Raw genomic sequence first — 25,547 nt, 5'->3', positions numbered from 1 at the left:
GGAGCCGACGATATGTTTCATACGAAAGCCTACAGCGGATCACGCGAGCAAAATTATGACTTGGTGATCAGCCAACTTCATGCCCTGCTGCAAGGAGAAACGGACCGCATTGCCAACCTATCCAATGCATCGGCGCTGCTCAATCAGTTTCTGAATCGAATCAACTGGGTCGGGTTTTATCTGTATAAAGAAGACGAGCTTGTGCTGGGACCGTTTCAAGGACTGCCGGCTTGCGTACGCATTCCGCTCTCCCGCGGCGTTTGCGGCAAAGCAGCCAGCTTGAGGGAGACGGTTCGGGTCGAAAACGTTCACGAGTTCCCGGGCCATATCGCTTGCGACGCTTCCTCTCAGTCGGAGATCGTCATTCCGATGATGAAGGAGGGCAAGCTGCTAGGGGTATTGGACATCGATAGCCCGGAGTTGAACCGCTTCGACGAGCTTGATCAGGCATACTTGGAAAAGTTTGTTGAGCAGCTATGTTCCCATCTGTAAACTCATGCAGCCTATGGACTACAACGTAACAACGGTTTGGGATGAAGCATTATGGCTGAAGGCGGAGGTCGTTTAGAGCGAGGCTTTCCCAGAGCACAAGGGGAAGAACCGCTCCATAATTCGCCGCATGTTCGAACGAAAGCTATGTTCGCTGCACACGTGGAACGAGTTTGGTGAAGTTGCCGCAATGGCACTCACCTCCACCGATCGGGTCGCGCAAGTGGTTATTCTCGATCATTTGGCCGTGCGGGCAAGCAGGCGAGGGAGCGGTCTCGGCCGCGCATGCGTCGAAACCATCCGCACTTGGGCGGAAACGTCTGAGGCATGCCGCGCGATTATTATCGAGGTGGAAGCGGAGCCGACAGCCGAGAATGCGGAGCGCATTCGATTCTGGGAGAAAGCCGGTTTCCTGCAGACGGATTATGTTCACCGCTATATTTGGGTACCCGAAACTTACCGCGCGATGTATCTGCCTATTGTTCCTGCTTTCAAGCCAAACGACACCGGCAAATCGCTGTTCAAAATCATTACGAAGTACCATGAAAAAGCCTACCGTAATCGAGAGTGATTACAGAAGCCCGGACGATACAGGATCGCCGGGCTTCAGTTTTTGTATGACAATTAGGATTGCGAGCAGCCACAAGTTTGTTTTTGCACGTAGATCGTGACATGGCTGATTTCAGGAAGGTTGCCGCCATTGTTGTCCGGGTGAAATAGATATTTTAGTTAACGCTTAATCTAGTAATATTCAGTAGTGATATCAAAATTTAATAATTCAACTACTTTTTCGATTTGCCACAAATATTCCTTTACAGGAATATTCCTTGTCATGTATATTTAAATCAAGACAGAGATATAATTAGTGATGAAGGAGTTGGAGTTATACCAAGAAACCATCACTTAATGAGGTGAATGACATGTCAGGAAATCTTCCGGGCATGGACGTGACGACGTTGAGCGCATTGGCAGAACCTAACCGTATGAGAATCGTCGAACTGCTGCGTGAAGGTCCCCTGACCGTAGGGGAAATCGCAGACCGGCTGGGACTTCGCCAGCCTCAAGCATCGAAGCACTTGAAGGTGCTTAGCGATCACGGGATTTTGGAAATGAAGGCGGAAGCCAACCGCCGGATTTACAAGCTTCGGGCTGCGCCGTTCCAAGAGTTGAATGATTGGTTAAAGTCGTTCCAACGCATTATGGAAGACAGATTCGATAATCTGGATGCCTACTTGCGTGAACTGCAAATGAAAAATCATGAGGAGGAATAACAATGTCCATGAGTGCAACAGTTTCAAGAGTAGAGAACGAAAAGGTGCTTGTCCTTGAGCGCGTGTTCGACGCGCCGCGCGATCTCGTGTTTAAGGTATTTAGCGAGGCAGAGCATCTCAAGCGCTGGTGGGGTCCGAGAGGCTGGGAGGTTCCGGTTTGCAAGATTGATTTTCGGCCGGGCGGTGTTTGGCACTACTGCATGAAGTGCATGGATCAGAGCCAAGGCGAGTTCTATGGCATGGAATCCTGGGGTAAAGGCGTTTATAAAGAAATTGTCAAACCGGAGAAAATCGTCTACACCGATTACTTCTCGGATGCGGAAGGCAACGTTGACGAGAACTTGCCTGCGACTGAGGTCACGCTTGAGTTTGTCGATCAGGGCGGCAAGACAAAGCTTGTCAACCGTGCCGAATATGTGAGCGCAGAAGCTCTCAAGACGGTGATTGACATGGGTATGCTGCAGGGTATCTCCGAAACTTGGGACCGTTTGGAAGAACACTTGAACGAAGTGAAATAAAGAAATAACAAAAGAAAGGAATCGTATCTAGGTCTTCTAACTATGGTTCCTGTTTTATGTCGGAGCAGTTTGCGCGTTCTAGGCATCTCGCACAATTAAATAAGAACCGAGGAATGGAACAGTTGGCTCAACAACTGTTCCATTCTTATTTAACATACAGAATACCATTGGCAGGGAGATAGTGTTAAAATAGCTCAAGATGCATGGCCAGTTTTATTTGAGCATCTTGCATCTATGAACTGCAGAAGAGGTGAGGAGCATGTACCAAGTAACCGAATATTATGAACAGCTGCCGAACAAAGTGAAAGCGTTTTTCGACAGACAGTACAAGGATTCCTATGCCTTATTCGATGCGTCGCGAAATCAAAGAACGGGCTTGTACGGAGATGGTTATTACGCATTCCGTGACAATCCCGAAGCCAGATGCTCCATGGCAGCCACCGGTGTAGGTCTGATCAGCCTGTGCGTTGCCGATATGGAAGGCTGGGATGAGCATGCCGCCGAGAAAGCGCTGGTCACATTGCGCTGCGTTCTGGGACAAATCGACGGATGCCGTCCTGCTCGCGATGAAGCTACCGGATTTTTCGCGCATTTTATCGATATGGAAACCGGAGAAAACATCCGTTCCGAAATATCGACCATCGATACTTCGTTGTTAGTCGTCGGTGCGCTTATTGCCGGACAACATTTCAAGGACCGGGCTCCTGAACTCGGACAATTGGCGCAGGAGCTGTTGCAGTCGATCGACTGGCGCGTGGTTGTAGCGGATAAGGACAAGGGCGTAATCAACATGATCGTGAAGGATGGTCAAGGCACTGCGCCTTTGCCTGCGTATAACGAATATGTATTGGTTTCTTATCTTGCTCTGTTGTGCCAGCCGGACAATCAAGACATTCAGGATCTATGGCATAACAATTTCGCGGAGGAACGCATCAAAGAGCTGCCGATTTCGCATTACCGCGATATTCCGGTGCTTGCCGATCACCCGCCGGTCTTCTTGTCCTCTTTCGTCCATCAATTTCCTTTCTATCTGGTGCCGGAATACGCGACGAGCCCGGTTTACCGCGAGTTTTATGCCAACGCTTGCATGGCTGACCGCTTGAAGTGGAAAGAATTGAATGTTCCGTCCTATGTTTGGGGTTACGGAGCCGGCCCGAACGGTGGTCTGGAGGGCGAGGGCGTGCCGGGCTACCACGCGGATGCGATCGACAGATCGCCGGGGGACATTGCTTCAGCCTACGTCGTCGCAGGTTTCCTGCCGGTTTATCCTGCAGGCATCTATGATTTATACGCTCTCTATCAGACGCATATCCCATATGACGTATACACGAATGAAAACGATCGGGAGGATGAGCAAAAGTTTAGAGCGGCTTACAAGTACGGATTGCACAGATATTCATGGCCGCATCTCGAGCTGCCGAACAGATGGTATCCGACGCATGTGACCTTGATCGACTGGAGCTCGATGTTATATGGACTGTGCGCATTCAAACGCGGGATTTCATTCTTCTCTGAGCGGCTAGTAAGAAAGTAATTGACAGGGCAAGATAGAAGAAGAAGTCATTTGGTCACGAGAGAAGGATTTATTCAGTGAGAAGCAGATGGTTAAAATACGTTGTCGCATTTATTTGGTTTGTGCTGATGGATCGGCTTCGGGATGCTTATGATTTATCGAATCTTCTTGTCTTTGTAATCGTTGGCGCAGGCTTGGCACTCATCTTTTATCTATTTGAGCAAATGGATAAAAGACCGAATTAAAAAGAGACCCTGTTCGGGTCTCTTTAGATTGCAGAGAATCCCACCATCGTTTGATTGGCGGGCTTACCGACTTTTATATGGTTAGCGAGTGCGCGGTAGCACGAGAGAGCGCCCGAAAATTCTAACGGATGCCCCAGTGTTTATTTGCCCTAAAATAGCCTTTCTTAAAATCTAACGGTCGCCAGAGGCGTTACTTGAGCCAAATGGGAAGAATTCGCTGCCCCAATAGCAAATAGCGGTTCTGAGAACCGTTAGAATTTCAAATGGGCCATTTGAGGCTAAATAGCTTGCGTGGCAACCGTTAGCGTATGCGCGGTAGCATGAGGCAATTTCGAATAGTTTGCCTTCCATCTGGAAAAAAACAAAAGAGAATCCCACAGTTTGAAAAATGTAGGTTTCTCTACACTCTAAAGAGACCCTGTTTGGGTCTCTTTATTATTTAGCCTATGTTATGTCTTATTGTTAAGTTCCAATCAAAAGAAAAACCGCCATTATAAAGGCGGTTCTGCATTTTTTGGTCTCCGCGGATTCAGGAGGTTCTGTTAGCTGTTGAAGTTAAATAAATAAATTGATTCCGGATTGATCTGCCTTTCCAAGATAGTAACCGACTCCGCCGATTTTCACCCCGTCGATCAGTTCTTCAGGTGTAATGCCCATCACGTCCATAGACATCTGACAAGCTACAACCTCGACACCTTGCCGGATCGCAGTCTCGATCAATTCCTCCAAAGACGAAATCTGTTTGCCTTTCATGACTCCCCGGATCATTTTGGCACCCAGGCCCATCATGTTCATTTGGGACAGCGATAGCTTTCGGCTGCCGCGCGGCATCATCATTCCGAACATTCGGCCGATAAAACTTTTCGTTACCGGTACTTTATCTGGCTTCCTGATCACGTTCAGTCCCCAGAAGGTGAAGAACATCGTCACCTTCTTGCCGCTGGCTGCCGCACCGTTGGCAATAATGAAGGAGGCAATCGCCTTATCGAGATCGCCGCTGAATACGATCATGGAGCTGCCTTCATTACGTGCTGCCGCCGGCTCAAATGGCGATATACGTGCGGGAGCTCCTTTTCTTACCAAAGCCTCAATCTTGCCGCTTAGTGTCTTAGCTACTTGAAGCACTTCATGATGCGACATTTGGGCCCAAGCCTGAATGTCTTCGTAAAAACCGGGATCGGAGGCAGTAACGCGCAGCAGCTGCCCGTCGTCCAATTGATCCATCTTCTGTTTAACCTCTATAAGCGGACCCGGGCAGGATAGACCGCAAGCATCCAACACGACATCAGCTCGCAGCTCTTGGTCTCGCTGTTCTAGCGCGGCTGCTGTTTCAAGACGGCTATCGGCATCCGTATTCCGTGAAGCTTGCGGCGCTATATATTCGGACGGCGTATATGTCGCCATCTGATAGGTCTTGTAGCCACCGGACAAATTGCGAACGTTAAAACCGTTTTGCATCAGAATTCGTGATGCGATGTAACCTCTCATACCTACTTGGCAGTACACCCAAATCTCTTTAGCAGGATCCAATTCATTCAAGCGTCCGCGCAGCTCATCAACGGGGATGAGGAGGGAGCCCGGAATGTGTCCGTTCTTATGCTCGATTTCCGAACGAACGTCCACCAGCATCATTTGGTCAGGATTGAACTTATTCAAATCCCGGGGCACGAACGCCTGGGTTCGGCCGGCAAGAATGTTTTCAGCCGTGTAACCGGCCATATTGACCGGATCTTTTGCAGAGGAATACGGCGGCGCATACGAAAGCTCGAGTTCAGCGAGGTCGTGCACGGTTCCCCGGAAGCGAATGACGGTTGCGATATCATCCATACGCTTATCCACGCCGTCAAAGCCGACCGCTTGTGCGCCTAATATTATGCCCCCTTGATCAAACAGCAGCTTGATAGTAAGGGGAGTGGCGCCGGGATAATAAGAAGCATGAGAGCTTGGGTGGACATAAGTGACGTGATAAGGAATCCCTAAACGTTGAAGCGTCTTCTCGTTATTCCCCGTGGCCGCTCCGGTTAGGCCAAATACCTTAATAATCATTGTCCCTTGCGAGCCTTTATAGGTCGTACCTAGACCGCAAACATTATCCGCCGCAATTCGTCCTTGTTTGTTGGCAGGTCCGGCTAGAGGGATCGCAGTCTTGTTTCCATTGATAAAATCTGTGACTTGCACTGCATCGCCGACAGCAAAAACACCATCCATACTGGTTTCTAACCGATCGTTAACGATGATATGTCCCTTCGAAGTTAGCGCAATGCCGCTATCGCTCAAGAAAGCGGTGTCAGGCGTGACGCCAATGGCTAATATCACCATATCAGCGGTTAACGTTGTTCCGCTGTCTAGTGCGACCTGGATTTGATGTTCGGTTTCTTTGAATGATTGCGCGGTATCCGAGAAGATTAGCTTCACGCCATGGTGTTCCAATTCTTTGGCAAGGACATGGGACATTTCGGAATCAAGCGGCGATAAGAGCTGGCCTCCGGATTGAACCAGGGTTACATCGAGTCCGGTCTCTTTGAGATTTTCAGCCATTTCCACTCCGATAAAACCGCCGCCGATGACGATCGCTGACCTTGTATTCGCAGCTGTAATCCGTTTTTTAATGCGATCAGTATCGGCCATGTTGCGTAAGGTGTAGATTTTGGAGCTTTCAATCCCTGGCAATGCCGGACGAATAGGTTTAGCGCCAGGCGACAGAATAAGATAGTCATAACGCTCGTCGTAAACACCGCGTTCTTTGCTGTGTACGCGGACCGTTTTGGATATCGGGTCGACGCTTATGACTTCACTCTCTGTCCGTATATCCAAATTAAAACGCTTTTTCATCGCTTCCGGCGTTTGCACGAGCAGTTTAGAGCGGTCTTTAATCGTGTCCCCAATATAATAAGGCAGCCCGCAATTGGCAAAGGAGATGTATTCGTCGCGTTCAAACATGACGATGTGCGCATGTTCATCTAAACGGCGCAGCCGCGCAGCCGCAGATGCGCCGCCTGCAACACCGCCGACAATCAATACTTTCTTGCTCATGATGGATCCTCCCCGAAGAAAATCTGGATGATTTGTTTCACTCGATCGTCAGCGATGGTGTAGATGACTTCAAGTCCATTGCGTTCCGTTGCGACGATGCCGAAGTTTCGGAGCTTTTGTAAATGCTGGGATACGGTAGACTGCGGAAGATCCAAGCATTCTTGCATATAGCCGACGTTGCAAGCCCCTTTTTGAAGAAGTCCTTTTACGATACATAGTCGTACGGGGTGAGCAAGCGCCTTTAGTATGTCTGCAGTCTCGTTAAACTGCTTTAAATTGAGTTCCATTTGAAAAACAACCTCACTTGTTGAATCGTAATATCGTAATATTATGATATAGTGATACCGATTGCAAGGGTAGTCATCAAAATAAGCTATTTCACCCACTTGAAATACCCTATGGGGGTATGGTATTGTATGTGTAAGGGAGGCTGAATCCTAATGATGGAGCAAACGGATAACGAACATGCTCAACATTGCCATACCGATTCCAGCGAACGGAAAAGTCATCATTCCGATAAGCTGAAAAGCAACTTGATCTCGCGATTAAATCGCGTTGAAGGTCAGGTTCGCGGGTTAAAGGGCATGATCGAGAAGGACACCTATTGCGATGACGTACTTAATCAAATCGCCGCAGTCCAATCCGCTTTGAATAGCGTTGGGAAGCTGCTGCTTGAACATCACATGAATAGCTGCGTAATCGAGCGAATTCAGGAAGGCGATCATGAGGTCATTAAAGAACTTATGATTACGATGAATAAATTGATCAAATAATAAAGGGAGAGATGAATCATGCAAACTACGATTTTGAAAGTTGAAGGGATGTCTTGCGGTCACTGCGTTAATTCCGTTGAAGGAGCTGTAAATAAACTAGGCGCTACCGGCAAAGTAGACTTGAAAACCGGGTCCGTTACGATTGAGTTCGATGAATCCAAAGTCACATTGGACGTCATTAAAGAAGCGATTGAAGAGCAAGGCTATGAGGTCGCAAAATAACGGGGGCTGCCGAGCAGCTCCTCCTTGGCACTATATTTTTTTGATTAAAATATACCCCTATAGGGTATTTCGAAGATGAGGTGAAGATAGATGAAAGCGAACGTATCCGAAACGGACCAAGTGGATTTTCAATTGGTAGGCATGACGTGTGCGGCATGCGCGAATCGAATTGAAAAAGGGCTCAACAAACTTGCCGGCGTAAGCCGTGCCACGGTGAATTTTGCCGCGGAGACGGCGCATGTCGAGTTCAACGCAAATGATATATCGGTAACCGATATGATCAAGAAAGTAGACCATCTTGGATACCAAGCCATTCGCAAGGAAGAAGCCGCGGACGGCGACTACAAGCAAAGAGAAATTCGTCATAAGAAAATCCAGCTGCTCGTGTCGGCTGCCTTATCGCTTCCGCTTCTCTGGGCAATGGTGGGCCACTTTACCTTCACAAGTTGGATCTTTGTCCCCGAAATTTTTATGAATCCTTGGTTTCAGCTCGTTCTGGCTACGCCGGTCCAGTTTATCATCGGCAGCCAGTTTTATGTAGGCGCCTATAAAGCCCTTCGCAATAAAAGCGCCAATATGGATGTGCTTGTTGCGCTTGGCACGTCGGCCGCATACTTTTACAGCTTGTACTTAACGCTTAAGTGGGCAGCTTCACCGAATACTCATCATTCGCCGGATATGTACTATGAAACAAGCGCGATTCTGATTACGTTAATTATTTTAGGTAAACTGTTCGAAGCTCTCGCGAAAGGGCGCACATCGGAAGCCATCAAGAAATTGATGAGCTTACAAGCCAAAACGGCCACCGTTGTCAGGGATGGTCAAGAAATCGCGGTCCCGGTCGAGAACGTGCTGATCGGGGATCTTGTTCTCGTTAAGCCTGGAGAGAAGATTCCAGTCGATGGAGAAGTGCTAGAAGGTCAAACTGCCGTTGACGAAGCCATGCTCACTGGCGAAAGCATGCCGGTTGAAAAGAGAGCAGGCGACACTGTCATTGGCGCGACCGTTAATAAGCATGGAGCATTGAAAGTAAAAGCTACCCGTGTCGGCAAAGAAACGGCACTTGCCCAAATCATTAGAGTGGTCGAAGATGCGCAGGGCTCAAAAGCGCCGATTCAACGCATCGCGGATTCGATTTCCGGGATATTCGTGCCGATTGTCGTGGGCATAGCGGCGATAACATTCGTGATTTGGTTTGTTTTCGTGTCCCCCGGGGAGTTTGCTTCGGCACTGGAAAAAGCGATTGCGGTACTTGTTATCGCGTGCCCTTGCGCGCTTGGTCTAGCCACCCCCACATCCATTATGGCCGGATCGGGACGGTCGGCAGAGTTCGGCATCCTCTTCAAGGGCGGAGAGCATTTGGAATCGATGCATCGCGTGGAGACCGTTATTTTAGATAAGACGGGTACGGTGACGAAAGGGAAGCCGGAACTGACGGACGTGAGAATCGAAGGGATGGAAGAAGCTGCGGCGCTCATGCTGATCGGTTCGGCGGAGAAGCAATCGGAGCATCCGCTCGCCGAAGCGATCGTGGCTGGAATCGCCGCGAGAGGGATAACGCTTGCTTCGGCAGCACATTTTGAAGCTATTCCAGGCTATGGCGTACGTGCCATTGTTGAAGGCAAGGAAGTGCTTGTTGGGACGCGTAAGCTGATGCTTCGTGAAAACATTGATTTCGGTCAAGCAGACAAAACGATGGAGCGGTACGAATCAGAAGGCAAAACCGCGATGCTGGCTGCCGTTGATTCCGCCTTTATTGGAATAGTAGCGGTTGCGGATACCATCAAGGAAACTTCCAAAGATGCGGTAGCAGCCTTGCAGAAAATGGGCATCGAGGTCATCATGATTACCGGCGATAACAAGCGTACCGCTTCAGCGATTGCCGATAAAGTCGGGATCAAGCATGTTCTTGCCGAAGTGCTTCCGGAAGGTAAAGCAGATGAAGTGAAGCGGCTGCAAGCCCAGGGCAAAAAAGTCGCAATGGTTGGCGACGGCATTAATGATGCGCCCGCTCTTGCGACTGCTGACGTTGGGATAGCGATTGGAACGGGGACCGATATTGCGATGGAGGCAGCCGATGTGACGCTGATGCGCGGAGACCTCACAAGCATTGTTAGCGCGATTATGATGAGCCGCAAAACGATGGCAAACATTAAGCAAAATTTGTTCTGGGCACTCGGTTACAACACGCTCGGCATCCCGATTGCAGCTGTCGGACTCCTTGCGCCTTGGGTGGCAGGGGCAGCAATGGCGCTCAGCTCCGTATCGGTCGTCTTGAATGCGTTACGGTTGCAGCGGGTGAGACTATAATGGAGGTAACCATGAAGAAATTAGCGTTTACAATAGTGATGATGGCCGCTATGTTAACGGCTTGCGGCAAATCTAGCCATGATCAGCATAGCGGGCATAAGGACATGGCGGCTGTAGCCGGTCAGTCGCAAGCGGACAGCGTGAAAGCCATTTTGAAGCTTTCCACGGACAAACCCGAGCCCGCTCAGGATACGAAGATTACAGTTCAAATACAGGATAAAGACGGAAAGCCGATCGACAATTTCGATGTTAAGCATGAGAAGAAGATGCACATGATCATCGTGAGCAAAGATCTTTCTTTCTTTAACCATATTCACCCCGAATACGATGGGAAGAGCCAGTTTACGATAACGACCCGGTTTCCGTCCGCTGGACAGTATAACATCATTTCTGATTTTGCGCCTACAGGCATCGGGGCATTGAGTAAAAGCCAGTGGATTTCGGTACAAGGAACAGCACCGGCGGCAAAGCCGATTGAACCAGATGCGGAATTAGCAAAAACCGTCGACGGCAAGGAAGTATCGCTTTCGTTTGACCAGCTTAAGGCCAATACGGAGCTAAGCTTGACCTTCACGATCAAGGACGCGCAATCGAAGGAACCGATTACCGACTTGCAGCCGTACCTTGGGGCGGTAGGCCATGTGGTGATCCTTAATCAAGAAGGCGAGGAATATCTTCATGTGCATCCAACGGATGAACAAGCCTCGGGACCGGACGCCGCATTTATGACCTCGTTCCCGCACAGCGGCATTTATAAAATTTGGGGACAATTCCAGCGGGATGGTCATGTTTTTACAGTACCATTCGTTGTAAACGTTCCGTGAATGATTGCATAAGACCTTGAGGGAAGAGAGTCCTCAAGGTCTTTTCTGTCTGCCATCATGTTTTCATAGTCTTCGGAATATATTTCGATATCGTGTGTTCAGAAGGAGGATGGCAGATGCCATTTCCAATGTACCCTTATATCGGATGGAAAAAACAATGCACGGATGTGCCGATTGTTTTTCCTCCCCAACACCAGAACCGAAGGCCGGGGTATGAGTATCTCATGAATCCTCGGCCCATCTCCGAAAATCCGGCATATACCGGAAGCGGGAGACTGCAAAATAAAGTGGCTATCGTGACTGGAGGCGACAGCGGCATTGGCCGGGCAGTTGCGATCGCTTTTGCCAAGCAGGGCGCCGAATTGGTCATCCCTTACCTAGACGAGCATCGGGATGCAGAGGAGACGAAGCAAAGAATCCGACAACTGGGCCGCAGATGCGTCACACTTGCAGTGGATTTAAGAGCTGAAGGGGCTTGCGCCCATGTGGTGGAGACCACTCTGAAATCATTTGGCAAGCTTGATATCCTCGTGAATAATCATGGCGTTCAATATCACCAGAACAGCATTTTGGACATTAGCCGTGACCAGCTGCTGGACACGTTTCATACCAACATCATTTCATTCTTTGAGATGATTAAGGCGGCCTTGCCTCATCTTCCTTCCGGAAGCGCCATAATCAATACGACATCAGATACAGCTTTTTCAGGAATGGCAAATATGATCGACTATACCGCTACGAAAGGCGCCATTGTTTCTTTAACCCGCTCTCTTGCTCTATCGCTGGCTAAGCAAGGGATTCGGGTAAACGCTGTGGCTCCCGGTCCAACCTGGACGCCACTAATACCAACGGCGTTTACGGCAGAAGAAACGACTACGTTCGGCACGGATGTATCGCTCGGAAGACCGGGACAGCCGTTTGAACTGGCGCCGACCTATGTGCTTCTGGCCTCGGACGATGCTTCCTATATTACGGGGCAAATCGCGTTCGTAAACGGGGGAACGATTGTAACTTGATACGGATGAGTAAAAGTCTGCCCTCCAGCAGACTTTTTCTATATGGCAAGGCTTGCTTGGTTATGGTGCATAAGAGGAGGAACGAGATGGATCGGATCACGTTGGAGCTGGCCATACATTTGATTACAACGGCTGAGCATCGCGCTTTTCAGATCGGACTGCCCGTCAACATCGCGATTGTAGATGAATGCGGGGATTTGATCGCGTTTCACCGGATGGACAACGCCGTGCTTGTTGGAATCGACATCGCGCCCAATAAAGCCTGGACTAGCGTAACCATGCAGATGCCGACTGCGGAGCTTGCCCGTTTAGCTCAGCCCGGTGGCGATGCATATGGCGTGAATACCACGAATAACGGGAAGGTCGTCATTCTAGGAGGAGGGATTCCGCTCAAAGCCGGGAATCAAATCGTAGGCGGGATCGGGGTAAGCGGCGGAACCAGCGCACAAGATCTGCAAGTGGCACATACGGCGGTACAGGCTTTTTATCAAATCGTCGGGCGAACCGGATCAGTCGTTTCCTATGCTCAGCCTCCATTTGCTTTCTATCGCAAGAATGAGCTTGACTACATGAGCTTAACCTTGGCAAAACATTTACTTGCGGCTTCCGTGCACAAAGCGGTACTGATGGGACTTCGCTGCGACATCGCCATCGCAGACGAAGGGGGGAACATGGTTGCCTTCTATAGGATGGATCAAGCGCGGGCTGGCGATATCGAAGTTTCGCAGAATAAAGCCTGGAGCAGCGTAGCCTTGAAGATGCCGACCTCAGTCATCGCTCAGATGGCTCAGCCGGGAGGCGATGCATATGGCATCAATACGACCAACAATGGCCGGGTTGTCATTTTAGGCGGGGGGATCCCGTTGCGCAGCCGCAATAAAGTGATTGGCGGCGTTGGCGTCAGCGGAGGAACTAGCGCTCAAGACGCGGAAGTGGCAGATGCCGCGGTTCAAGCTTTTCATTATCTAGCAAGTCATGCGACATAACAAATTCGTATCGATAAAGTGGTTAGAGGTGATAATAAAGGGAAAATGATCTAGGTGGAGATAGTGAAATGAAATTTATTAAACCGACAGTCGCAAGTCAAATTAGCGATGCAAGCGACGCCAATGATGTCTTGACCTCTGCGGAACAAGGCAAACTGTGGGCCACTTATATGGGAAACACCATGGCGATTTGCGTGATGAGTCATATGTTGGAGCATGTACAAGATCCAGACATAAAAAGAGTCCTTCAACATGCTCTCAGCACATCCGGGCAGTTCGTCCAAACCATAAAAGATATCATGACGAAGGATCATTTTCCAGTACCGATCGGGTTTACGGAAGACGATGTGATCAAAGGGGCGCCGCGGTTGTTTGCGGACGACTTTTACCTGCACTATTTGAAATATTTGGGCAAAGCCGGACTAAGCATGTATTCCATCGCCGTTCCGATCGTCACAAGACCCGATATTCGCGAATTTTTCACCCAATGCGTAAGCCTTACTCTGGACTTGATGAACATGGTCAACGATGGGCTAATAGCCAAAGGATTAATAACGAAGCCCCCGTATACCCCTTATCCGAAAAAGATCGATTTTATCAAAAAACAAAGCTACCTGAACGGTTTTTTTGGAGAAATAAGGCCGCTTCAGGCGATGGAAATCACGCATTTGTACGATAACATTGAAAATACGGCAACAAGCAAAGCCGTTCTGATCGCTTTCAGCCAAGTTGCAAAATCGGAGCAAGCCAAAGCTTATTTTGTAAGAGGCAAGGAGATTGCGGGTAAACATCATGCACAGTTCAACAGGTTTCTTGAACGAGAAAACCTTGCTTCACCGCCAATTGTTGATCATTTGGTTACGGCTTCCACGGTATCTCCATTCTCGGATAAATTAATGCTGTTCCATAAGCTGGATATGTTTGCGATGCGTATTAGATCCTATGGGAATGCGGTTTCCTTGAGCGCAAGACATGATTTAGCGGCGAAATATGGACGCTTCCTGCTGCAGGTAGGCGATTATGTCGAGGACGGCGCCAATATCCTGATCGATCATGGGTGGCTGGAGCAACCGCCGGAAGCTGCGGATCGCGAAGCCTTAATAGCCTCGGAATAAGGTGTTAGAAGACGTCCGTAAAATCAGCGGGCATATCGTAATAAGAGGTCAGCCAGCATGTACGGGTTGGCCTATTTTTTGCAGGCAAGATTCCTTTTAGAACAGCCTGCGACAAATAGATTATGTTTTCCCGTGGGACACTCCCATACAATAGTTGTATAAATACCAGCAGCAATGGGAGTGATTACATGGAAAAGCAGCTGTTAACCGGTCTTGTTACCGAACAGGAGAAGCAGCAATTTACGCAAAACGGCTTTCTTCTCAAAAAGGGACTGTTATCGATAGAGGAAGTAGACGAAATTAAAGATTACTTCATGACGCTTCATGCCAAAGGATCGTTTCCAGGATTTAAGCCTGTTTCATTGGAAGAAGCGGAAGGGGACCTGCTCCGGGTTTATCCGAGGATGATCAATCCCCACAGGGCGGACCCGAATATCATTCCGTTTATGATTCACCCGAAGATTATGGGCGTGCTGGCTGATTTACTTGACGAGGAGCCTTTGGCGTCGCAGAGCATGTTCTATTTCAAGCCTCCAGGCGCGAAGGGACAAGCGCTGCATCAGGATAATTATTATCTTAAAGTATCTCCCGGAACATGCATGGCGGCATGGGTATCGATCGACGATGCCGATCAAGAGAACGGCGGCATGGTGATGGTTCCTGAATCGAGCCAGCTCGATACCCTTTGCCCTCATGAGGCCGATCCGGAAACCTCCTTCACGAACGACGAAGTGGATGTTCCAGAAGGCATGTCTATCGTTCCAGTCGATATGGCTGCCGGAGACATTTTGTTTTTTAACGGAAGCGTTATTCACGGCTCCTACCCGAACACGTCGAAGGATCGGTTCCGCAGGTCGTTTATATGCCATTATGCGGGCTATTCGGCCGTAAAGGTGATGGAAGATACGCTGTATACGCATCGGGGCGAACTCGTATACCGGGAAGTGGATGAAAGCGCAGGGCCATGCGGAGTCGAGTTCGATTATGTAACGAGCAAAGCTTATTACTGATACAGGGTAGAAGGGGCGCCAGTAAAGCGCAGGAAGCCCCGATTGAGTTGGTTTTTGGGTCGGGGCTCCCGCATACGTGCTGTTTACTTATTTAAGGCGGTGCGGCGTATCTGCTGCTTCGCTCGGTGTTCGGTCGGCGATACGCCGGCGATCTTATGGAACACTTTCGTGAAATGGCTTGCGTTCACAAAGCCCAGCTGCAGCGCGATGTCTTTGACGGCGATTTCCGGATAGTGAATCAAATCTTTTTCAGCCTGCAAGATTTTGAGCTTCATAAAAAAATCTTTCGTTGTCGTGTTGAACCGGCTGCGAAACAAACGGTTCAAATGCTGCCTGGATATGCCTAGATTGTCGGCCAAGCAGCTGATGTCGGTTGGGGTCTGGATGTTGCTCTTCATCCAATCGATCGCCGCATCGATCAGATGATTCTGATTGATCGGATTGCTTGCCGAATGTCTAGACTTATACTGAATAAAAAACTCGATCAAAATGCCATACATCAACACTGAGGTGCGTTCAATCAGATAGGACATATCAAAATGCTCTAGGATCGACATGATTTGCATATGGATCCTGGGATAGAAGCGATCCTGAATGACGGCATGATTGCAATCGTCCGGTAATTCGTAATCCTTAGGGAGCCGCTCCATCAAGTAGCCGTTAAACGATACCCAGGAGAGGAAGTACGGATTGCCATCAAGATGGTACTCATGCTCGGTATTAGGAGAGAGATAGAATATCGATCCTTGGGACAGGCGGTAAACGTTGTTGTCGATCGTCACGCTGCCCTCGCCCTGATAACAGCACACAATTTGATAGAATGGCCAGCTGTGTTTGTAGTTTTCGGTTATTTTCTGATAACCGACGTCGATAAGAGACAAAGGCAGCTGCCGTTCATTATTTTCCGAATCAATATAAATATGCAATTTCGATTTCTCCCGGTTATAGATGAACTCTTTTCCTATTATAAACATAAACGCTTAAGGAGGAAGCAGCAGTGAAAAAATTAAGAGTAGGCCACGCAGGTTGTGGCAGCGTTTCCATTAGAGGGATTTTACCGCATATTACGCAGCCGGATGCGCAGGAGCATTTGGAATTGGTCGCCGTTTGCGATGTAGACGGCGAGCGCGCAAGAGCCGTCGCCGATCAGTTTGGCGCGGAGCGCAGTTATAATAGCTTTGAAGAACTGATCCAATCGGACGATATCGATATGGTAATCATTGCTACTCCGATTTTTTTGCATGCGGCGCAAGCCGAAATGGCGCTTAGAGCCGGAAAGCACGTGTACGTGAATAAATCGATGGCGCTAACGCTCGACGAAGCCGATCGAGTCATGCAAGCGGTTAAGGATACCGGGTTAAAGCTGGTGTCCGCGCCTGGTCAGATGCTTGCGCCTTCGCTTAGCAAAATTCGCGAACTGGTCCAGAAAGGCGATTTCGGCCACATGTACTGGGGCTTTGCCAACAATACGGGCGGCGGTCACGGCGTAGAAATGTATCAATCAGGCAATACGTCGATTCGGCGAGACCCGACTTGGTATTATAAGAAACCAAGCGGCGGCCCGATTTATGACATGGGCGTCTATTCGCTTCATTCCGTTACGGGCATTCTCGGCCCAGTGCGCAGAGTAACCGCAATGTCCGGCATTGTCCGCAATGAACGCCGCTTTGACGATCAGGTCATCGATGTGGAAATGGATGATAACACGTGGATGGTACTGGATTTCGGTCATAACTGCTTTGTGACGGTCGGGGCCGGGCTTTGCCATCACGGCGTACATATGTACTGGGGGCAGCTCGCGTTGTACGGAAGCGATGGCGGTGTGGAGATTTCCAAATTGGATGATGCGACAGGCTGGCCTTCCGAGCTGCGCATTCTCCGCGGAGGCAGCGAGGAGCTGATCCAGACGCCGATTTCCGAGCATCCGCTCCTGCGCGGAGAGCACCTTACGCTTCCAGAGCCGCACATCTATGTAGACATTATGCACCTTGTCGATTGTATTCGTCATGAAAGGACGCCGGTTGCATCTCTTGAACATGCGCGCCACGTTGTGGAAGTAATCGAGAAATCGTATATTGCGGCGCATACCGGAGTTGCGCAGCAAATCACCTCTACTTTTTAAGCGGTATTGACGGAGTTAGCGAGTACGCACTCGTCCCATAACCAGGGATGGGTGCGTTCTTTTTTGTTTAAATGAATAGCCGCAAGGAAATAATTTCTATTATACATCATGAATGACAGGATGGTGCATGCAGATGGAGAATAACCCAAGCTTGAAATCCGGCCTTCATGAGAATTTATTGGCGTTGAAGCAGCGGTTAGGCGAAAGCGATGATCTGCTCGTCCGTGAGTTTCAAAGCGGAGCGGGCGGTGTCCGGCGGGACATGGTCCTCTTATATATTGACGGGTTGGCAGAAGAGAAAATGATTCAACAGTTTATTTTAGAGCCGCTGTTTCAAACCGAGACTGCTGCTGGAGGCAAAGAAATCGTGCTGGAGCAGCTTCCGGGATATTTGAAAAATTCCGTGCTGACGGCAGGGCAGGTCGCGGAAGTTGGCCAGCAGGAGCCCGCGGCCGATGCGCTCATAAATGGCTTTGCGATTCTTCTTGTTGACGGTTGTGCTTCCTGCCTCAAAATCTGCATGGCGAATTGGGAGCAAAGGACGGTCTCCGAGCCGTCTAACCAGTCTGTCATTCGGGGACCGAAGGAAGCCTTTACGGAAAATATCCGTGTCAACACCGCACTTATTCGGCGCATCATCAAAAATCCGAGCGTTATTCTGAAAAATCAACAGATCGGAAAAGTGACGAAAACGAACGTTTCGATCATGTATGTACAAGGCATTGCCGACGAAACGGCATTGAAGGAAGTCAACCGGCGGCTCTCGGAAATCAATACCGATGCGATTCTGGAAAGCGGGTATATCGAGGAGTTTATTCAAGACGAGACGTATACGCTCTATCCGACCGTTCAAAATACGGAACGGCCGGACGTCGTTGCCGCCGCGATCCTGGAAGGACGCATTGCGATCCTGATTGACGGCACGCCTCATGTACTGCTTGTGCCTGCCTTGTTCGTGCAGTTTCTCCAATCGGCGGAGGATTACTACCAGCGCGCAGATATCAGCTCGCTGCTTCGGATTCTCCGTTATTTCGGGCTATTTATCGCTGCGCTTGTACCAGCCCTTTATATCGCGGTCACCACGTTTCATCAGGAAATGCTGCCGACTCAGCTGCTGATCAGCTTGGCTGCCCAGCGCGAAGGCGTACCGTTTCCCGCTTTTATCGAAGCGATGATTATGGAAGCGACTTACGAGATTTTGCGGGAGGCCGGCATCCGCATGCCGAGAACCGTCGGTCAAGCCGTTTCCATTGTCGGCACGCTCGTTATCGGCCAGGCTGCGGTAGAAGCGGGGATTATCTCCGCCAGCATGATTATCGTCGTGTCGATCACGGCGATTTCGAGCTATGTCATACCGGAGTTCGATATGTCCATTGCGGTAAGGATTACGAGATTCTTGTTCATGGGACTTGCCGCAGCGTTCGGCATGTTCGGCATTTTCATCGGACTGCTAGCATTGCTGCTTCATTTGAGCAGCCTGCGCTCTTTCGGGGTGCCTTATATGGCTCCGGAAGGGCCGATAACGTTCCAAGACCAGAAGGATGTCATTGTGCGGGTTCCCCATCCCGGCTTGAGAAAAAGGCCCAGCATGTTCAGCAAGCTGAATCCGGTACGCCAGCGTAAATCCAAAGGAAAGAATGGCAGCTAATATGACGTTCAAGCGGATTCCGATCCTGTTGTCGGTACTGATACTCATGCTTCCGCTTACGGGCTGCTGGGACCGGCGGGAAATGAACGAGCTCGCCATCTCTTTAGGGATGGGGATCGATCGGGTAGGCAAGAAATATGTTGTGACGGTACAAGTCGTAAATCCCTCACAGATTGCTGGACAGAAAGGGAGCGGCAGCAATGAATCACCTGTAAGGACGTATACAGCGGAAGGGCCGACCGTTTATGAGGCGATACGTAAAATGACGATCGCCAGCCCCAGAAAAATATACGCGGCTCATCTTCGCGTTCTCATATTTGGCGAAGGTATGGCGCGGCAAGGCATAGGGAAATCCATCGACCTTCTCTCCAGGGATTATGAGCTTAGGACGGACTTCTTTCTGCTGGTTGCTAGAGGGACGACAGCGGCTCATGCCCTGAACATATTGACGCCGCTTGAGAGAATTCCGGCCAACAAGCTGTATAGATCGATTGAAACTTCTGAGAAAGCATGGGCACCCGTTACAACGGTCACGCTTGACGAATTCGTGAATGACATCGTGAGCAAGGGGAAAAATCCGGTCATTAGCGGTATCCGCCTTACGGGAACGGAAGATGGGGGATCGTCTACGGACAATATAAAGACGACTCGGCCGGCAATTCAGCTGGAGAACAACGGCCTTGCCGTGTTTCGTAAGGACAAGTTAGTCGGCTGGCTGAGTGAAATGGAAAGCAAAGGCTATAACTACATTATCAATAACGTGACCAGCACGGTTGGCCATGTGAGTTGTCCGAATGGCGGCAATCTTGCTCTCGAAGTTGTGCGCGCTGATTCGAAGATGAAGGGTACGGTCAAGGAGGGCCGGCCTCATCTGTCCGTTGAACTTCGCGTGGAGGAAAACGTTGGAGAGGTCGAATGCAGCATCGATCTGACGAAGGTAAGGAGCATTCAAGAGCTGGAGAAGCGGGCCGAAGAAAGATTGACCCGAATTATTCGCCGATCGCTGGATGCCGGGCAGAAGAAATACAAATCCGATTTCTTCGGGTTTGGCAATGCCGTTCACCGCAGCAATCCCGGGTATTGGAAAGCGGTGCAGAAGGATTGGGACGAACGGTTTGAAGATGCGGTCATTGACGTGAAGGTGAACGTCAAGATAAAGCGGACCGGCACCGTAACAAATTCATTTATGGAAGACAAGGAGGAGTAGCTTAACGATGTGGGCGATTGCTGGTGTCATTGTCATCTCAGGCCTTTGCGCCGCGATTGAAATGCCTTCGCTCAAAGGGCAAAAGAAGGAGCAGTGGGTCTTTTGGCTGCTGCTTGTTCTTGGTGCAGGGCTAGGGATAGCCTTCGCATTGAAGGTCCCGATCCCGAACCCTCTTGATCTGATAGCTTTCCTATTCAAGCCGATCGGGTACTGGCTTCACAATGCCCTCCAGCCGTCGCAATGAAGGGAGTGTTGCAAGAGATGTCGGAAAACGGGAAAATTTCCGTGCTCCAGCTGATGGTGCTTGTCTTTCTATATACGATCGGGACGACCGTACTGGTCATTCCTTCCGGTCTCGCTGCCACGGCCAATCAGGATGCGTGGCTCGGAGCCATTGTCGGCGTTTTGATTGGAACGGTGGTGCTCGGTCTGTATATCGCGCTATGGATTGTTTATCCCGGTCAGACATTTGTCGGCATTTGCAGGGCTGCATTAGGAAAGTGGGCCGGTTCGGCGATCGCCGTTATTTTTATGGGCTATGGCTTTATAGGTGCATCCACCGTCCTGTTCTATGTCGGTAACTTTTTCCAGACCCAGTTCATTCCGCGTACCCCGATCTGGTGCACGGTTACGCTCTTTGCCCTTGTTGTCGTGATGGGGACGCGCCTCGGGCTCGAAACGATATCGCGGGCTGCCGAGCTTATGCTGCCGTGGTTTCTGTTGTTCTTCGCCATTCTAGTCATAACGCTGGTCCCGGCGGCAAAGTATGTAAATGTCAGGCCTATGCTCGAATTCGGCTGGAAGCCCTTATTCGAAGCAGGGCTGTCATTTGCCGGGACGGCGTATATGCCGATCGTGTTTCTGTTCGCCGTGTTCCCGCATGTGAAGACACCTGAAAAGGCGAAGATCGGCGTCTATGTTACCGCGCTGATCGGCGGTCTGTGCGTCGTACTCGTCACCCTGCTCTGCATTTTAGTTCTTGGCCCTAATATTACGGCAAGAAGCATGTTTCCGAGTTACGCGCTAGTCAAAAAAATAAACATCGGCAACTTTCTCCAGCGGGTGGAAGCGGTTATGGCGGGCATGTGGTTTATTACCACCTATGTCAAAACGACATTCTATTTCTATGGGGGCGTAACAAGCTTGTCGGAAATTCTCAACCTGAATAACTATCGAAATGTTACGCTTCCATGTACGATGATCGTGATTGTGTTATCGCTCATCGTCTATCCCGATGTCGTCTATATGCAGTACTGGGATTCAATCGTATTCCCGCCTTATATCCTGCTAATGGGCGTTTTCATCCCGCTGCTGCTTTGGATAATTGGTTTATTCAAAACGAAACCGGGCCAGAATGCGGCGGCGTCCGGGAAAAATCAATCGTGAAACGCAAAAGGCTGCCAGTCTCATGACGGCAGCCTTACTGTTCTATTTGAGCTTCATCAATATGGCGTGCAAATCCGCGATCAGCTGATGGCCTGCGTCCTTCGGATGCGGGTCTCTTGTGCTTTCGCAGAAATGCGTAAGCTTGCAGGTGTCGCCATTCACGCCGCTGCCGAAGCTGCCGTATACATCAACTGTGCTATAGTTATAAGCGATTTTGGCCGCCCCGTTATTCAGCGTGTCGTTCATGATGTTATTGATGCGGGTAATGTAGCCGTCTGCAGTCAAGTAATTGCTATCATTCTTGAGATAAGGGTTATATAAGGTCATTAGAACGATTGGAGCGGACGGATTCAGATTGCGGATTTCCTTTAAAATGTTCGGTAAATCGCTGCTAAAGCCCGCAATGCCGGCCTCTGCGCAAGCTGCGTTAATAACGGTGTAGTTACTGCTCGCACATCCAAGCAGATTATTGCCTCCGATGCTGATGGTAATCACGGTTGCTTTCTTGAGCGCGGCCCTCGTGAACAGGTTCGATTTGATTTTGCTTAAGAGCTGGCTTGACTTATCGCCAGGGAAGGATTGATTAGACAGCGTGGCGCCCGTCATGTAACTTTTTAACCGGGGTACATAGCCTTTCCAGCCCGTTGCTCCGATTCCGAACGCAATGGAGTCGCCGAGCGCTGCGTAATAAGGAGCCGGCGCGGACGCGGCATAGGCGAGATTCGTGCTAAGCAATAAAGACAAAATCATCGTGCAGACGAACACTCTCATTCTCCATGTGATCTTACCCATAGGATTCCTCCTTCAAGTATGTATGTCATCACTATGATCATAAGAGTTTGTTACTTCCAGATTCACTACCACTTTACTTCCAAGTTGCAACATACCTCTATTTCCGATCGTTATAACAGTTGAAAAGGGGGATGATTATGAAATCATTGTTGATCACACTAGTAACCATATGTTTTTTCATGACTGGGTGCATGAAAACCGAGAAAACCATTACCGCCGGGCAGATCCAGGACTTATTTGAAAAACATGAGATTCCGCTCAAAGAACCTTCTGCTTTAAATACGGAAAGCGTATTTCTTATGACTTTGAATGGGGTCAAGCCTCAGGCTTTTTTTATTCATGACGAACAATTAATCAGTATCTACATTTATTCGTCCAGCCGAGGGGCTAAGAAGGGGATCAAGGATTTTGAGGATAAGACGGCAGCGGCGGATGTGGTCGCGCATGGAAGATACCAAGCGGCGAATATCTTGATTTTCTATAACTACGAAGGCCATTCTCTTAAAGATGAACGGGTTGAAATGGTAGTAAGGGATTTGAAAACCCTCCTTACATCCGATTGATTTGATCCATGATCGGTTCGATGCGGTGGATCCAATTGTAGCGCTGAACTTCCTTGCGCTTTTCTTCCCGCATCTCAGGCGTCATCTTATGGAGGTCATCAGCCAGAATATTGGGGTGCAGTTCGGATGCCATAAAGAGGAGCTGCTTCCCCGGTTCCGCTAAGCAGCTCGTGTGCGCTTGCACTTTTGCCAAGTAAGTCATAACCGCATGCCGATCGTTCATGAACTGCCAATTCGAACCGATGTCTTTTCCCAGATAGCGCTGGACATGAGTTTGATCCAGGCCGTTTCGAAGCGTTGACACGATGAAGAAGACCTGATCATGTTTTAGCCCATAGCGTAATTTGGATACGAGCTCGTCAGCGATTTTGTACCAAGCGTCCCCGCGAATAAACCCCATATCGGTTATAAATCGGATCGCGCACACCGCTTTCCCCTCTTTGAACACATATACAAACCCGTCCGTTTCCCGTTCCGCCTGGAAGGTGTCGTCAAGATGTTTGCTAAAGAAGGCGCTTATCATGCTGGTCAACTCCACGTTAACGCGCCGGCCGGACTTTTTCGCATTTCCTAAACGGATCCGCTCTTCCTCCTCATGATAATAAACATCCGTGACAGCCAAGAAAAGCTCCGCATTCAAGCTCGGTCCGGCAGCGGGCCGGGCGGGTTGTTGTTCCGGCAGCATATTTTCCTTCAACTTCGCGAGAATGTGAACATTACGCATGCCGTTCGCTATTTCTCGCTGATTGGCCATCAGTTCCTCTAAAAGCTTCATCCTTACATCGCTCATATTTTCATTCCTCCATTCTTAACTAACTTTATTTACAAGATATTATAATTTAAAAACCATGATAATAGCAAAAGATGGGAGGAGCCGATGCCTTCGCCGGCGCCAAAAGGCCATTTCTACACTATACGGGTCTTTTCAATATACTTGTTTGCAACCGTGTGTCTAAAAAATCAACACGAATCCAGCAGCAGCGTTTAGAACTGCAGCCAGATTCGAATCTAGGTACAGAGGGGCAAAAGATCCGGTAAAAAGGAGAAAAGAATTGAGAGGAAATCGTCGTTCCAAGTAGAAACGTAAAGATATGGATTAATAGGAGGCGGCTGCGCTGAAAACATCTACACGTCCGTCCATCATCTGATCGCATTCGCCGCGTAAAAATCGAAGCTGGAAGGCAAGCTTGTTCATATAAAGTCGTATGTAGAGGAGCCCAAATCCCATGTCAAACCATAAATCGTTAATCCCTGCCTTCAGTGACCATCAATGGCATAACTGGTCTCCACGGCCGGAGCTGTCGCCTGTTTTCAATCGGGAGAATGTGAACGGCGCAGATGTCCTTCATGCGGCTTCCTCCGGTAACTACAACGGCTTTGGCTACTGGAGATGCGCGATTGCCGCAATCGATGGAGGCGCAGCTTACGCGTTCAGCTTTGATTATTGCCCGGAACGGATCGATCATGAAGATATGAACGTTATTGTCATCTTGACGTGGCAGTCTGAGCACGGTGAAATGCTGACAAGGGATTATGTCGGCGAGCGCACGGAAATCGGGGAAGGCTGGAAGCAGCTAAAACGAACGGTTGATGCTCCACTGGCCGCCATTTCGGTGATTGTCGAATTAGGCTTACGGTGGACGAAAGAAGGAACTGTTCGTTGGCGAAATCCTGCGGTTGTCCGAACGGAACCGATTCAGCATCGAAAGGCGAGGGTGGCCACCACCTATTTGAAGCAGCACGGAGATTTGACGGCAAATTTGAATGCCATGCTGGATGTGATCGACCGGGCAGGCAAGCATCATGCGGATATTATTTGCTTGAGCGAAGTTTACTACGATCGGGGTATGTCCTTGCCTTTTGAAGAAATCGAAACGGTTCCTGGCAAGCTAACGGAGCTTATTGCCGAGAAAGCCAGAGCTAATGGGGCTTATGTCATTCTGTGCATGAAGGAAAGAGCAGAGGAGCTTCTTTACGTTACCGCCGTACTCATTGACCGTCAGGGGAATATAGCGGGTAAATTTCGAAAAGTGCATATCCCTCTATGCGAAGCGGAGGACGGGGTCTCGGCAGGCACGGAATATCCGGTGTTCGAGACGGATTTCGGGAAAATCGGCATCCTGATCTGTTTCGACCTGATGTTCCCCGAAGCGACCCAAATCCTTGCTAAAGCCGGCGCGGAGATGATATTCAGCCCTACGCTCGGCGATGCGCAGCTGAGGGCGAGAGCAAGGGCTGCCGATCACGGCATCCATGTCATTATCAGCGGAGCCAATGAGCCCCGTTCCAGCCTCATCATCGATCCGCTGGGTGAAGTTATTTCCGAAGCAAGCGAAGCGTCCGAGGGCTTGTGTCTGGCGGACATAGATCTGGACCAAAGGCATTATGTGTATTGGCTTGATGTTGGACCTGCCAACGGCGAGCCGCTTTATGTGTATGCAAACCAGCGGCGCACGGATACGTACCGAGGGGATGATTTTCCACGATAGCGAGAGGGAGAGGTA

General features: G+C 49.6%; 26 protein-coding genes. 21 read left to right on the top strand and 5 right to left on the bottom strand.

From position 1 onward, the window contains the following. Positions 1-12 precede the first annotated feature (12 nt). The 6 genes from DL346_RS10500 to DL346_RS29030 all read left to right on the top strand — a co-directional run bounded on the left by DL346_RS10500 (position 13) and on the right by DL346_RS29030 (position 4,036). Positions 13-492 (top strand): GAF domain-containing protein, encoded by a 480-nt coding sequence (locus DL346_RS10500; protein ID WP_112882082.1) that lies wholly within the window; start codon positions 13-15, stop codon positions 490-492. A gap of 127 nt (positions 493-619) precedes the next feature. Next, a complete protein-coding gene (locus DL346_RS10495; RefSeq protein ID WP_112882081.1) occupies positions 620-1,060 on the top strand; it encodes a GNAT family N-acetyltransferase in 441 nt (146 codons plus the stop codon). Positions 1,061-1,409: 349 nt separating this feature from the next. After that, on the top strand, positions 1,410-1,760 hold the full coding sequence (locus DL346_RS10490; RefSeq protein WP_112882080.1) for an ArsR/SmtB family transcription factor: 351 nt from the start codon (positions 1,410-1,412) through the stop codon (positions 1,758-1,760). 2 nt (positions 1,761-1,762) lie between these two features. Next, complete coding sequence (locus DL346_RS10485; RefSeq protein WP_112882079.1) at positions 1,763-2,278, top strand: SRPBCC domain-containing protein; 516 nt, start codon at positions 1,763-1,765, stop codon at positions 2,276-2,278. Between the two features lie 259 nt (positions 2,279-2,537). Then, entirely contained in the window at positions 2,538-3,812 is a 1,275-nt protein-coding gene (locus tag DL346_RS10480; protein WP_112882078.1) for a hypothetical protein, read from the top strand. 56 nt (positions 3,813-3,868) lie between these two features. After that, the gene (locus DL346_RS29030) at positions 3,869-4,036 is read left to right on the top strand and encodes a hypothetical protein (protein WP_165822461.1); all 168 of its coding nucleotides are present in this window, start codon (positions 3,869-3,871) and stop codon (positions 4,034-4,036) included. A 555-nt stretch (positions 4,037-4,591) separates the two neighbouring features. On the opposite strand, the gene DL346_RS10475 is transcribed toward DL346_RS29030, so the two are convergent. Both DL346_RS10475 and DL346_RS10470 read right to left on the bottom strand, forming a co-directional pair. Next, positions 4,592-7,069, bottom strand: coding sequence for a DsrE/DsrF/DrsH-like family protein (locus DL346_RS10475; RefSeq protein ID WP_112882077.1), 2,478 nt, complete (start codon positions 7,067-7,069; stop codon positions 4,592-4,594). Continuing rightward, entirely contained in the window at positions 7,066-7,356 is a 291-nt protein-coding gene (locus tag DL346_RS10470) for an ArsR/SmtB family transcription factor (protein ID WP_112882076.1), read from the bottom strand. Before DL346_RS10470 ends, DL346_RS10475 begins: the two co-directional genes overlap by 4 nt. Before the next feature lie 153 nt (positions 7,357-7,509). Here DL346_RS10470 and DL346_RS10465 point away from each other — a divergent pair, with 153 nt between their 5' ends. The 8 genes from DL346_RS10465 to DL346_RS10425 all read left to right on the top strand — a co-directional run bounded on the left by DL346_RS10465 (position 7,510) and on the right by DL346_RS10425 (position 15,325). Then, positions 7,510-7,842, top strand: coding sequence for a metal-sensitive transcriptional regulator (locus tag DL346_RS10465; RefSeq protein ID WP_112882075.1), 333 nt, complete (start codon positions 7,510-7,512; stop codon positions 7,840-7,842). Positions 7,843-7,860: 18 nt separating this feature from the next. Beyond that, complete coding sequence (locus DL346_RS10460; RefSeq protein WP_112882074.1) at positions 7,861-8,064, top strand: copper ion binding protein; 204 nt, start codon at positions 7,861-7,863, stop codon at positions 8,062-8,064. Positions 8,065-8,154: 90 nt separating this feature from the next. After that, the gene (locus DL346_RS10455) at positions 8,155-10,374 is read left to right on the top strand and encodes a heavy metal translocating P-type ATPase (protein ID WP_112882073.1); all 2,220 of its coding nucleotides are present in this window, start codon (positions 8,155-8,157) and stop codon (positions 10,372-10,374) included. An 11-nt stretch (positions 10,375-10,385) separates the two neighbouring features. Then, positions 10,386-11,198, top strand: coding sequence for a hypothetical protein (locus DL346_RS10450; protein ID WP_112882072.1), 813 nt, complete (start codon positions 10,386-10,388; stop codon positions 11,196-11,198). 116 nt (positions 11,199-11,314) lie between these two features. Further along, positions 11,315-12,214 (top strand): SDR family oxidoreductase, encoded by a 900-nt coding sequence (locus DL346_RS10445; protein ID WP_165822460.1) that lies wholly within the window; start codon positions 11,315-11,317, stop codon positions 12,212-12,214. Positions 12,215-12,300: 86 nt separating this feature from the next. After that, positions 12,301-13,200 carry a GlcG/HbpS family heme-binding protein gene (locus tag DL346_RS29450; RefSeq protein ID WP_240633126.1) on the top strand — a complete coding sequence of 300 codons (900 nt, stop codon included), beginning with the start codon at positions 12,301-12,303 and terminating at the stop codon, positions 13,198-13,200. 68 nt (positions 13,201-13,268) lie between these two features. Next, a complete protein-coding gene (locus tag DL346_RS10430; protein WP_112882071.1) occupies positions 13,269-14,315 on the top strand; it encodes a DUF3231 family protein in 1,047 nt (348 codons plus the stop codon). A 188-nt stretch (positions 14,316-14,503) separates the two neighbouring features. Further along, positions 14,504-15,325 carry a phytanoyl-CoA dioxygenase family protein gene (locus tag DL346_RS10425; protein ID WP_112882070.1) on the top strand — a complete coding sequence of 274 codons (822 nt, stop codon included), beginning with the start codon at positions 14,504-14,506 and terminating at the stop codon, positions 15,323-15,325. Between the two features lie 83 nt (positions 15,326-15,408). Here DL346_RS10425 and DL346_RS10420 read toward each other — a convergent pair whose 3' ends face one another. Further along, positions 15,409-16,251, bottom strand: coding sequence for an AraC family transcriptional regulator (locus DL346_RS10420; protein ID WP_165822459.1), 843 nt, complete (start codon positions 16,249-16,251; stop codon positions 15,409-15,411). Positions 16,252-16,322: 71 nt separating this feature from the next. On the opposite strand from DL346_RS10420, the gene DL346_RS10415 reads away from it, so the two are divergent. The 5 genes from DL346_RS10415 (at position 16,323) to DL346_RS10395 (ending at position 21,688) form a co-directional block, all read left to right on the top strand. Further along, positions 16,323-17,447, top strand: a complete 1,125-nt coding sequence (locus DL346_RS10415; RefSeq protein ID WP_112882068.1) for a Gfo/Idh/MocA family protein — start codon at positions 16,323-16,325, stop codon at positions 17,445-17,447. Positions 17,448-17,580: 133 nt separating this feature from the next. After that, on the top strand, positions 17,581-19,095 hold the full coding sequence (locus DL346_RS10410) for a spore germination protein (protein ID WP_112882067.1): 1,515 nt from the start codon (positions 17,581-17,583) through the stop codon (positions 19,093-19,095). Continuing rightward, positions 19,085-20,302, top strand: a complete 1,218-nt coding sequence (locus DL346_RS10405) for a Ger(x)C family spore germination protein (protein ID WP_240633125.1) — start codon at positions 19,085-19,087, stop codon at positions 20,300-20,302. Before DL346_RS10410 ends, DL346_RS10405 begins: the two co-directional genes overlap by 11 nt. 7 nt (positions 20,303-20,309) lie before the next feature. After that, positions 20,310-20,546 carry a hypothetical protein gene (locus DL346_RS10400; protein WP_112882065.1) on the top strand — a complete coding sequence of 79 codons (237 nt, stop codon included), beginning with the start codon at positions 20,310-20,312 and terminating at the stop codon, positions 20,544-20,546. Between the two features lie 17 nt (positions 20,547-20,563). Further along, complete coding sequence (locus tag DL346_RS10395) at positions 20,564-21,688, top strand: GerAB/ArcD/ProY family transporter (RefSeq protein WP_165822458.1); 1,125 nt, start codon at positions 20,564-20,566, stop codon at positions 21,686-21,688. Positions 21,689-21,730: 42 nt separating this feature from the next. Here the strand turns inward: DL346_RS10395 and DL346_RS10390 are convergent, their stop codons facing one another. Further along, positions 21,731-22,480, bottom strand: coding sequence for a GDSL-type esterase/lipase family protein (locus DL346_RS10390; RefSeq protein WP_112882063.1), 750 nt, complete (start codon positions 22,478-22,480; stop codon positions 21,731-21,733). Positions 22,481-22,617: 137 nt separating this feature from the next. Here DL346_RS10390 and DL346_RS29445 point away from each other — a divergent pair, with 137 nt between their 5' ends. After that, positions 22,618-23,043 carry a hypothetical protein gene (locus tag DL346_RS29445; RefSeq protein ID WP_240633124.1) on the top strand — a complete coding sequence of 142 codons (426 nt, stop codon included), beginning with the start codon at positions 22,618-22,620 and terminating at the stop codon, positions 23,041-23,043. Here the strand turns inward: DL346_RS29445 and DL346_RS10380 are convergent. Then, complete coding sequence (locus DL346_RS10380) at positions 23,030-23,833, bottom strand: hypothetical protein (protein ID WP_112882062.1); 804 nt, start codon at positions 23,831-23,833, stop codon at positions 23,030-23,032. The two genes, DL346_RS29445 and DL346_RS10380, sit on opposite strands and share 14 nt — an antisense overlap. 436 nt (positions 23,834-24,269) lie before the next feature. Between DL346_RS10380 and DL346_RS10375 the strand changes: the two genes are divergently transcribed. Next, the gene (locus DL346_RS10375) at positions 24,270-25,532 is read left to right on the top strand and encodes a carbon-nitrogen hydrolase family protein (RefSeq protein WP_112882061.1); all 1,263 of its coding nucleotides are present in this window, start codon (positions 24,270-24,272) and stop codon (positions 25,530-25,532) included. The last annotated feature ends 15 nt before the right edge of the window (positions 25,533-25,547 follow it).

Origin of the sequence: Paenibacillus montanisoli, assembly GCF_003268025.1 — a bacterium.
Lineage (GTDB): Bacteria > Bacillota > Bacilli > Paenibacillales > Paenibacillaceae > Paenibacillus_Z > Paenibacillus_Z montanisoli.
The sequence above is the reverse complement of the archived record's forward strand: the minus strand, read 5'-3'. Positions and strand labels throughout refer to the sequence as shown.

What these genes read in the sequence shown, in the direction of transcription:
- DL346_RS10500 (WP_112882082.1), top strand. Translation starts at nt 13, where the DNA reads ATGTTTCATACGAAAGCCTACAGCGGATCACGCGAGCAAAATTATGAC.
- DL346_RS10495 (WP_112882081.1), top strand. Translation starts at nt 620, where the DNA reads ATGTTCGAACGAAAGCTATGTTCGCTGCACACGTGGAACGAGTTTGGT.
- DL346_RS10490 (WP_112882080.1), top strand. Translation starts at nt 1,410, where the DNA reads ATGTCAGGAAATCTTCCGGGCATGGACGTGACGACGTTGAGCGCATTG.
- DL346_RS10485 (WP_112882079.1), top strand. Translation starts at nt 1,763, where the DNA reads ATGTCCATGAGTGCAACAGTTTCAAGAGTAGAGAACGAAAAGGTGCTT.
- DL346_RS10480 (WP_112882078.1), top strand. Translation starts at nt 2,538, where the DNA reads ATGTACCAAGTAACCGAATATTATGAACAGCTGCCGAACAAAGTGAAA.
- DL346_RS10475 (WP_112882077.1), bottom strand. Translation starts at nt 7,069, where the DNA reads ATGAGCAAGAAAGTATTGATTGTCGGCGGTGTTGCAGGCGGCGCATCT.
- DL346_RS10470 (WP_112882076.1), bottom strand. Translation starts at nt 7,356, where the DNA reads ATGGAACTCAATTTAAAGCAGTTTAACGAGACTGCAGACATACTAAAG.
- DL346_RS10465 (WP_112882075.1), top strand. Translation starts at nt 7,510, where the DNA reads ATGATGGAGCAAACGGATAACGAACATGCTCAACATTGCCATACCGAT.
- DL346_RS10460 (WP_112882074.1), top strand. Translation starts at nt 7,861, where the DNA reads ATGCAAACTACGATTTTGAAAGTTGAAGGGATGTCTTGCGGTCACTGC.
- DL346_RS10455 (WP_112882073.1), top strand. Translation starts at nt 8,155, where the DNA reads ATGAAAGCGAACGTATCCGAAACGGACCAAGTGGATTTTCAATTGGTA.
- DL346_RS10450 (WP_112882072.1), top strand. Translation starts at nt 10,386, where the DNA reads ATGAAGAAATTAGCGTTTACAATAGTGATGATGGCCGCTATGTTAACG.
- DL346_RS10445 (WP_165822460.1), top strand. Translation starts at nt 11,315, where the DNA reads ATGCCATTTCCAATGTACCCTTATATCGGATGGAAAAAACAATGCACG.
- DL346_RS29450 (WP_240633126.1), top strand. Translation starts at nt 12,301, where the DNA reads ATGGATCGGATCACGTTGGAGCTGGCCATACATTTGATTACAACGGCT.
- DL346_RS10430 (WP_112882071.1), top strand. Translation starts at nt 13,269, where the DNA reads ATGAAATTTATTAAACCGACAGTCGCAAGTCAAATTAGCGATGCAAGC.
- DL346_RS10425 (WP_112882070.1), top strand. Translation starts at nt 14,504, where the DNA reads ATGGAAAAGCAGCTGTTAACCGGTCTTGTTACCGAACAGGAGAAGCAG.
- DL346_RS10410 (WP_112882067.1), top strand. Translation starts at nt 17,581, where the DNA reads ATGGAGAATAACCCAAGCTTGAAATCCGGCCTTCATGAGAATTTATTG.
- DL346_RS10405 (WP_240633125.1), top strand. Translation starts at nt 19,085, where the DNA reads ATGGCAGCTAATATGACGTTCAAGCGGATTCCGATCCTGTTGTCGGTA.
- DL346_RS10400 (WP_112882065.1), top strand. Translation starts at nt 20,310, where the DNA reads ATGTGGGCGATTGCTGGTGTCATTGTCATCTCAGGCCTTTGCGCCGCG.
- DL346_RS10395 (WP_165822458.1), top strand. Translation starts at nt 20,564, where the DNA reads ATGTCGGAAAACGGGAAAATTTCCGTGCTCCAGCTGATGGTGCTTGTC.
- DL346_RS10390 (WP_112882063.1), bottom strand. Translation starts at nt 22,480, where the DNA reads ATGGGTAAGATCACATGGAGAATGAGAGTGTTCGTCTGCACGATGATT.
- DL346_RS29445 (WP_240633124.1), top strand. Translation starts at nt 22,618, where the DNA reads ATGAAATCATTGTTGATCACACTAGTAACCATATGTTTTTTCATGACT.
- DL346_RS10380 (WP_112882062.1), bottom strand. Translation starts at nt 23,833, where the DNA reads ATGAGCGATGTAAGGATGAAGCTTTTAGAGGAACTGATGGCCAATCAG.
- DL346_RS10375 (WP_112882061.1), top strand. Translation starts at nt 24,270, where the DNA reads ATGTCAAACCATAAATCGTTAATCCCTGCCTTCAGTGACCATCAATGG.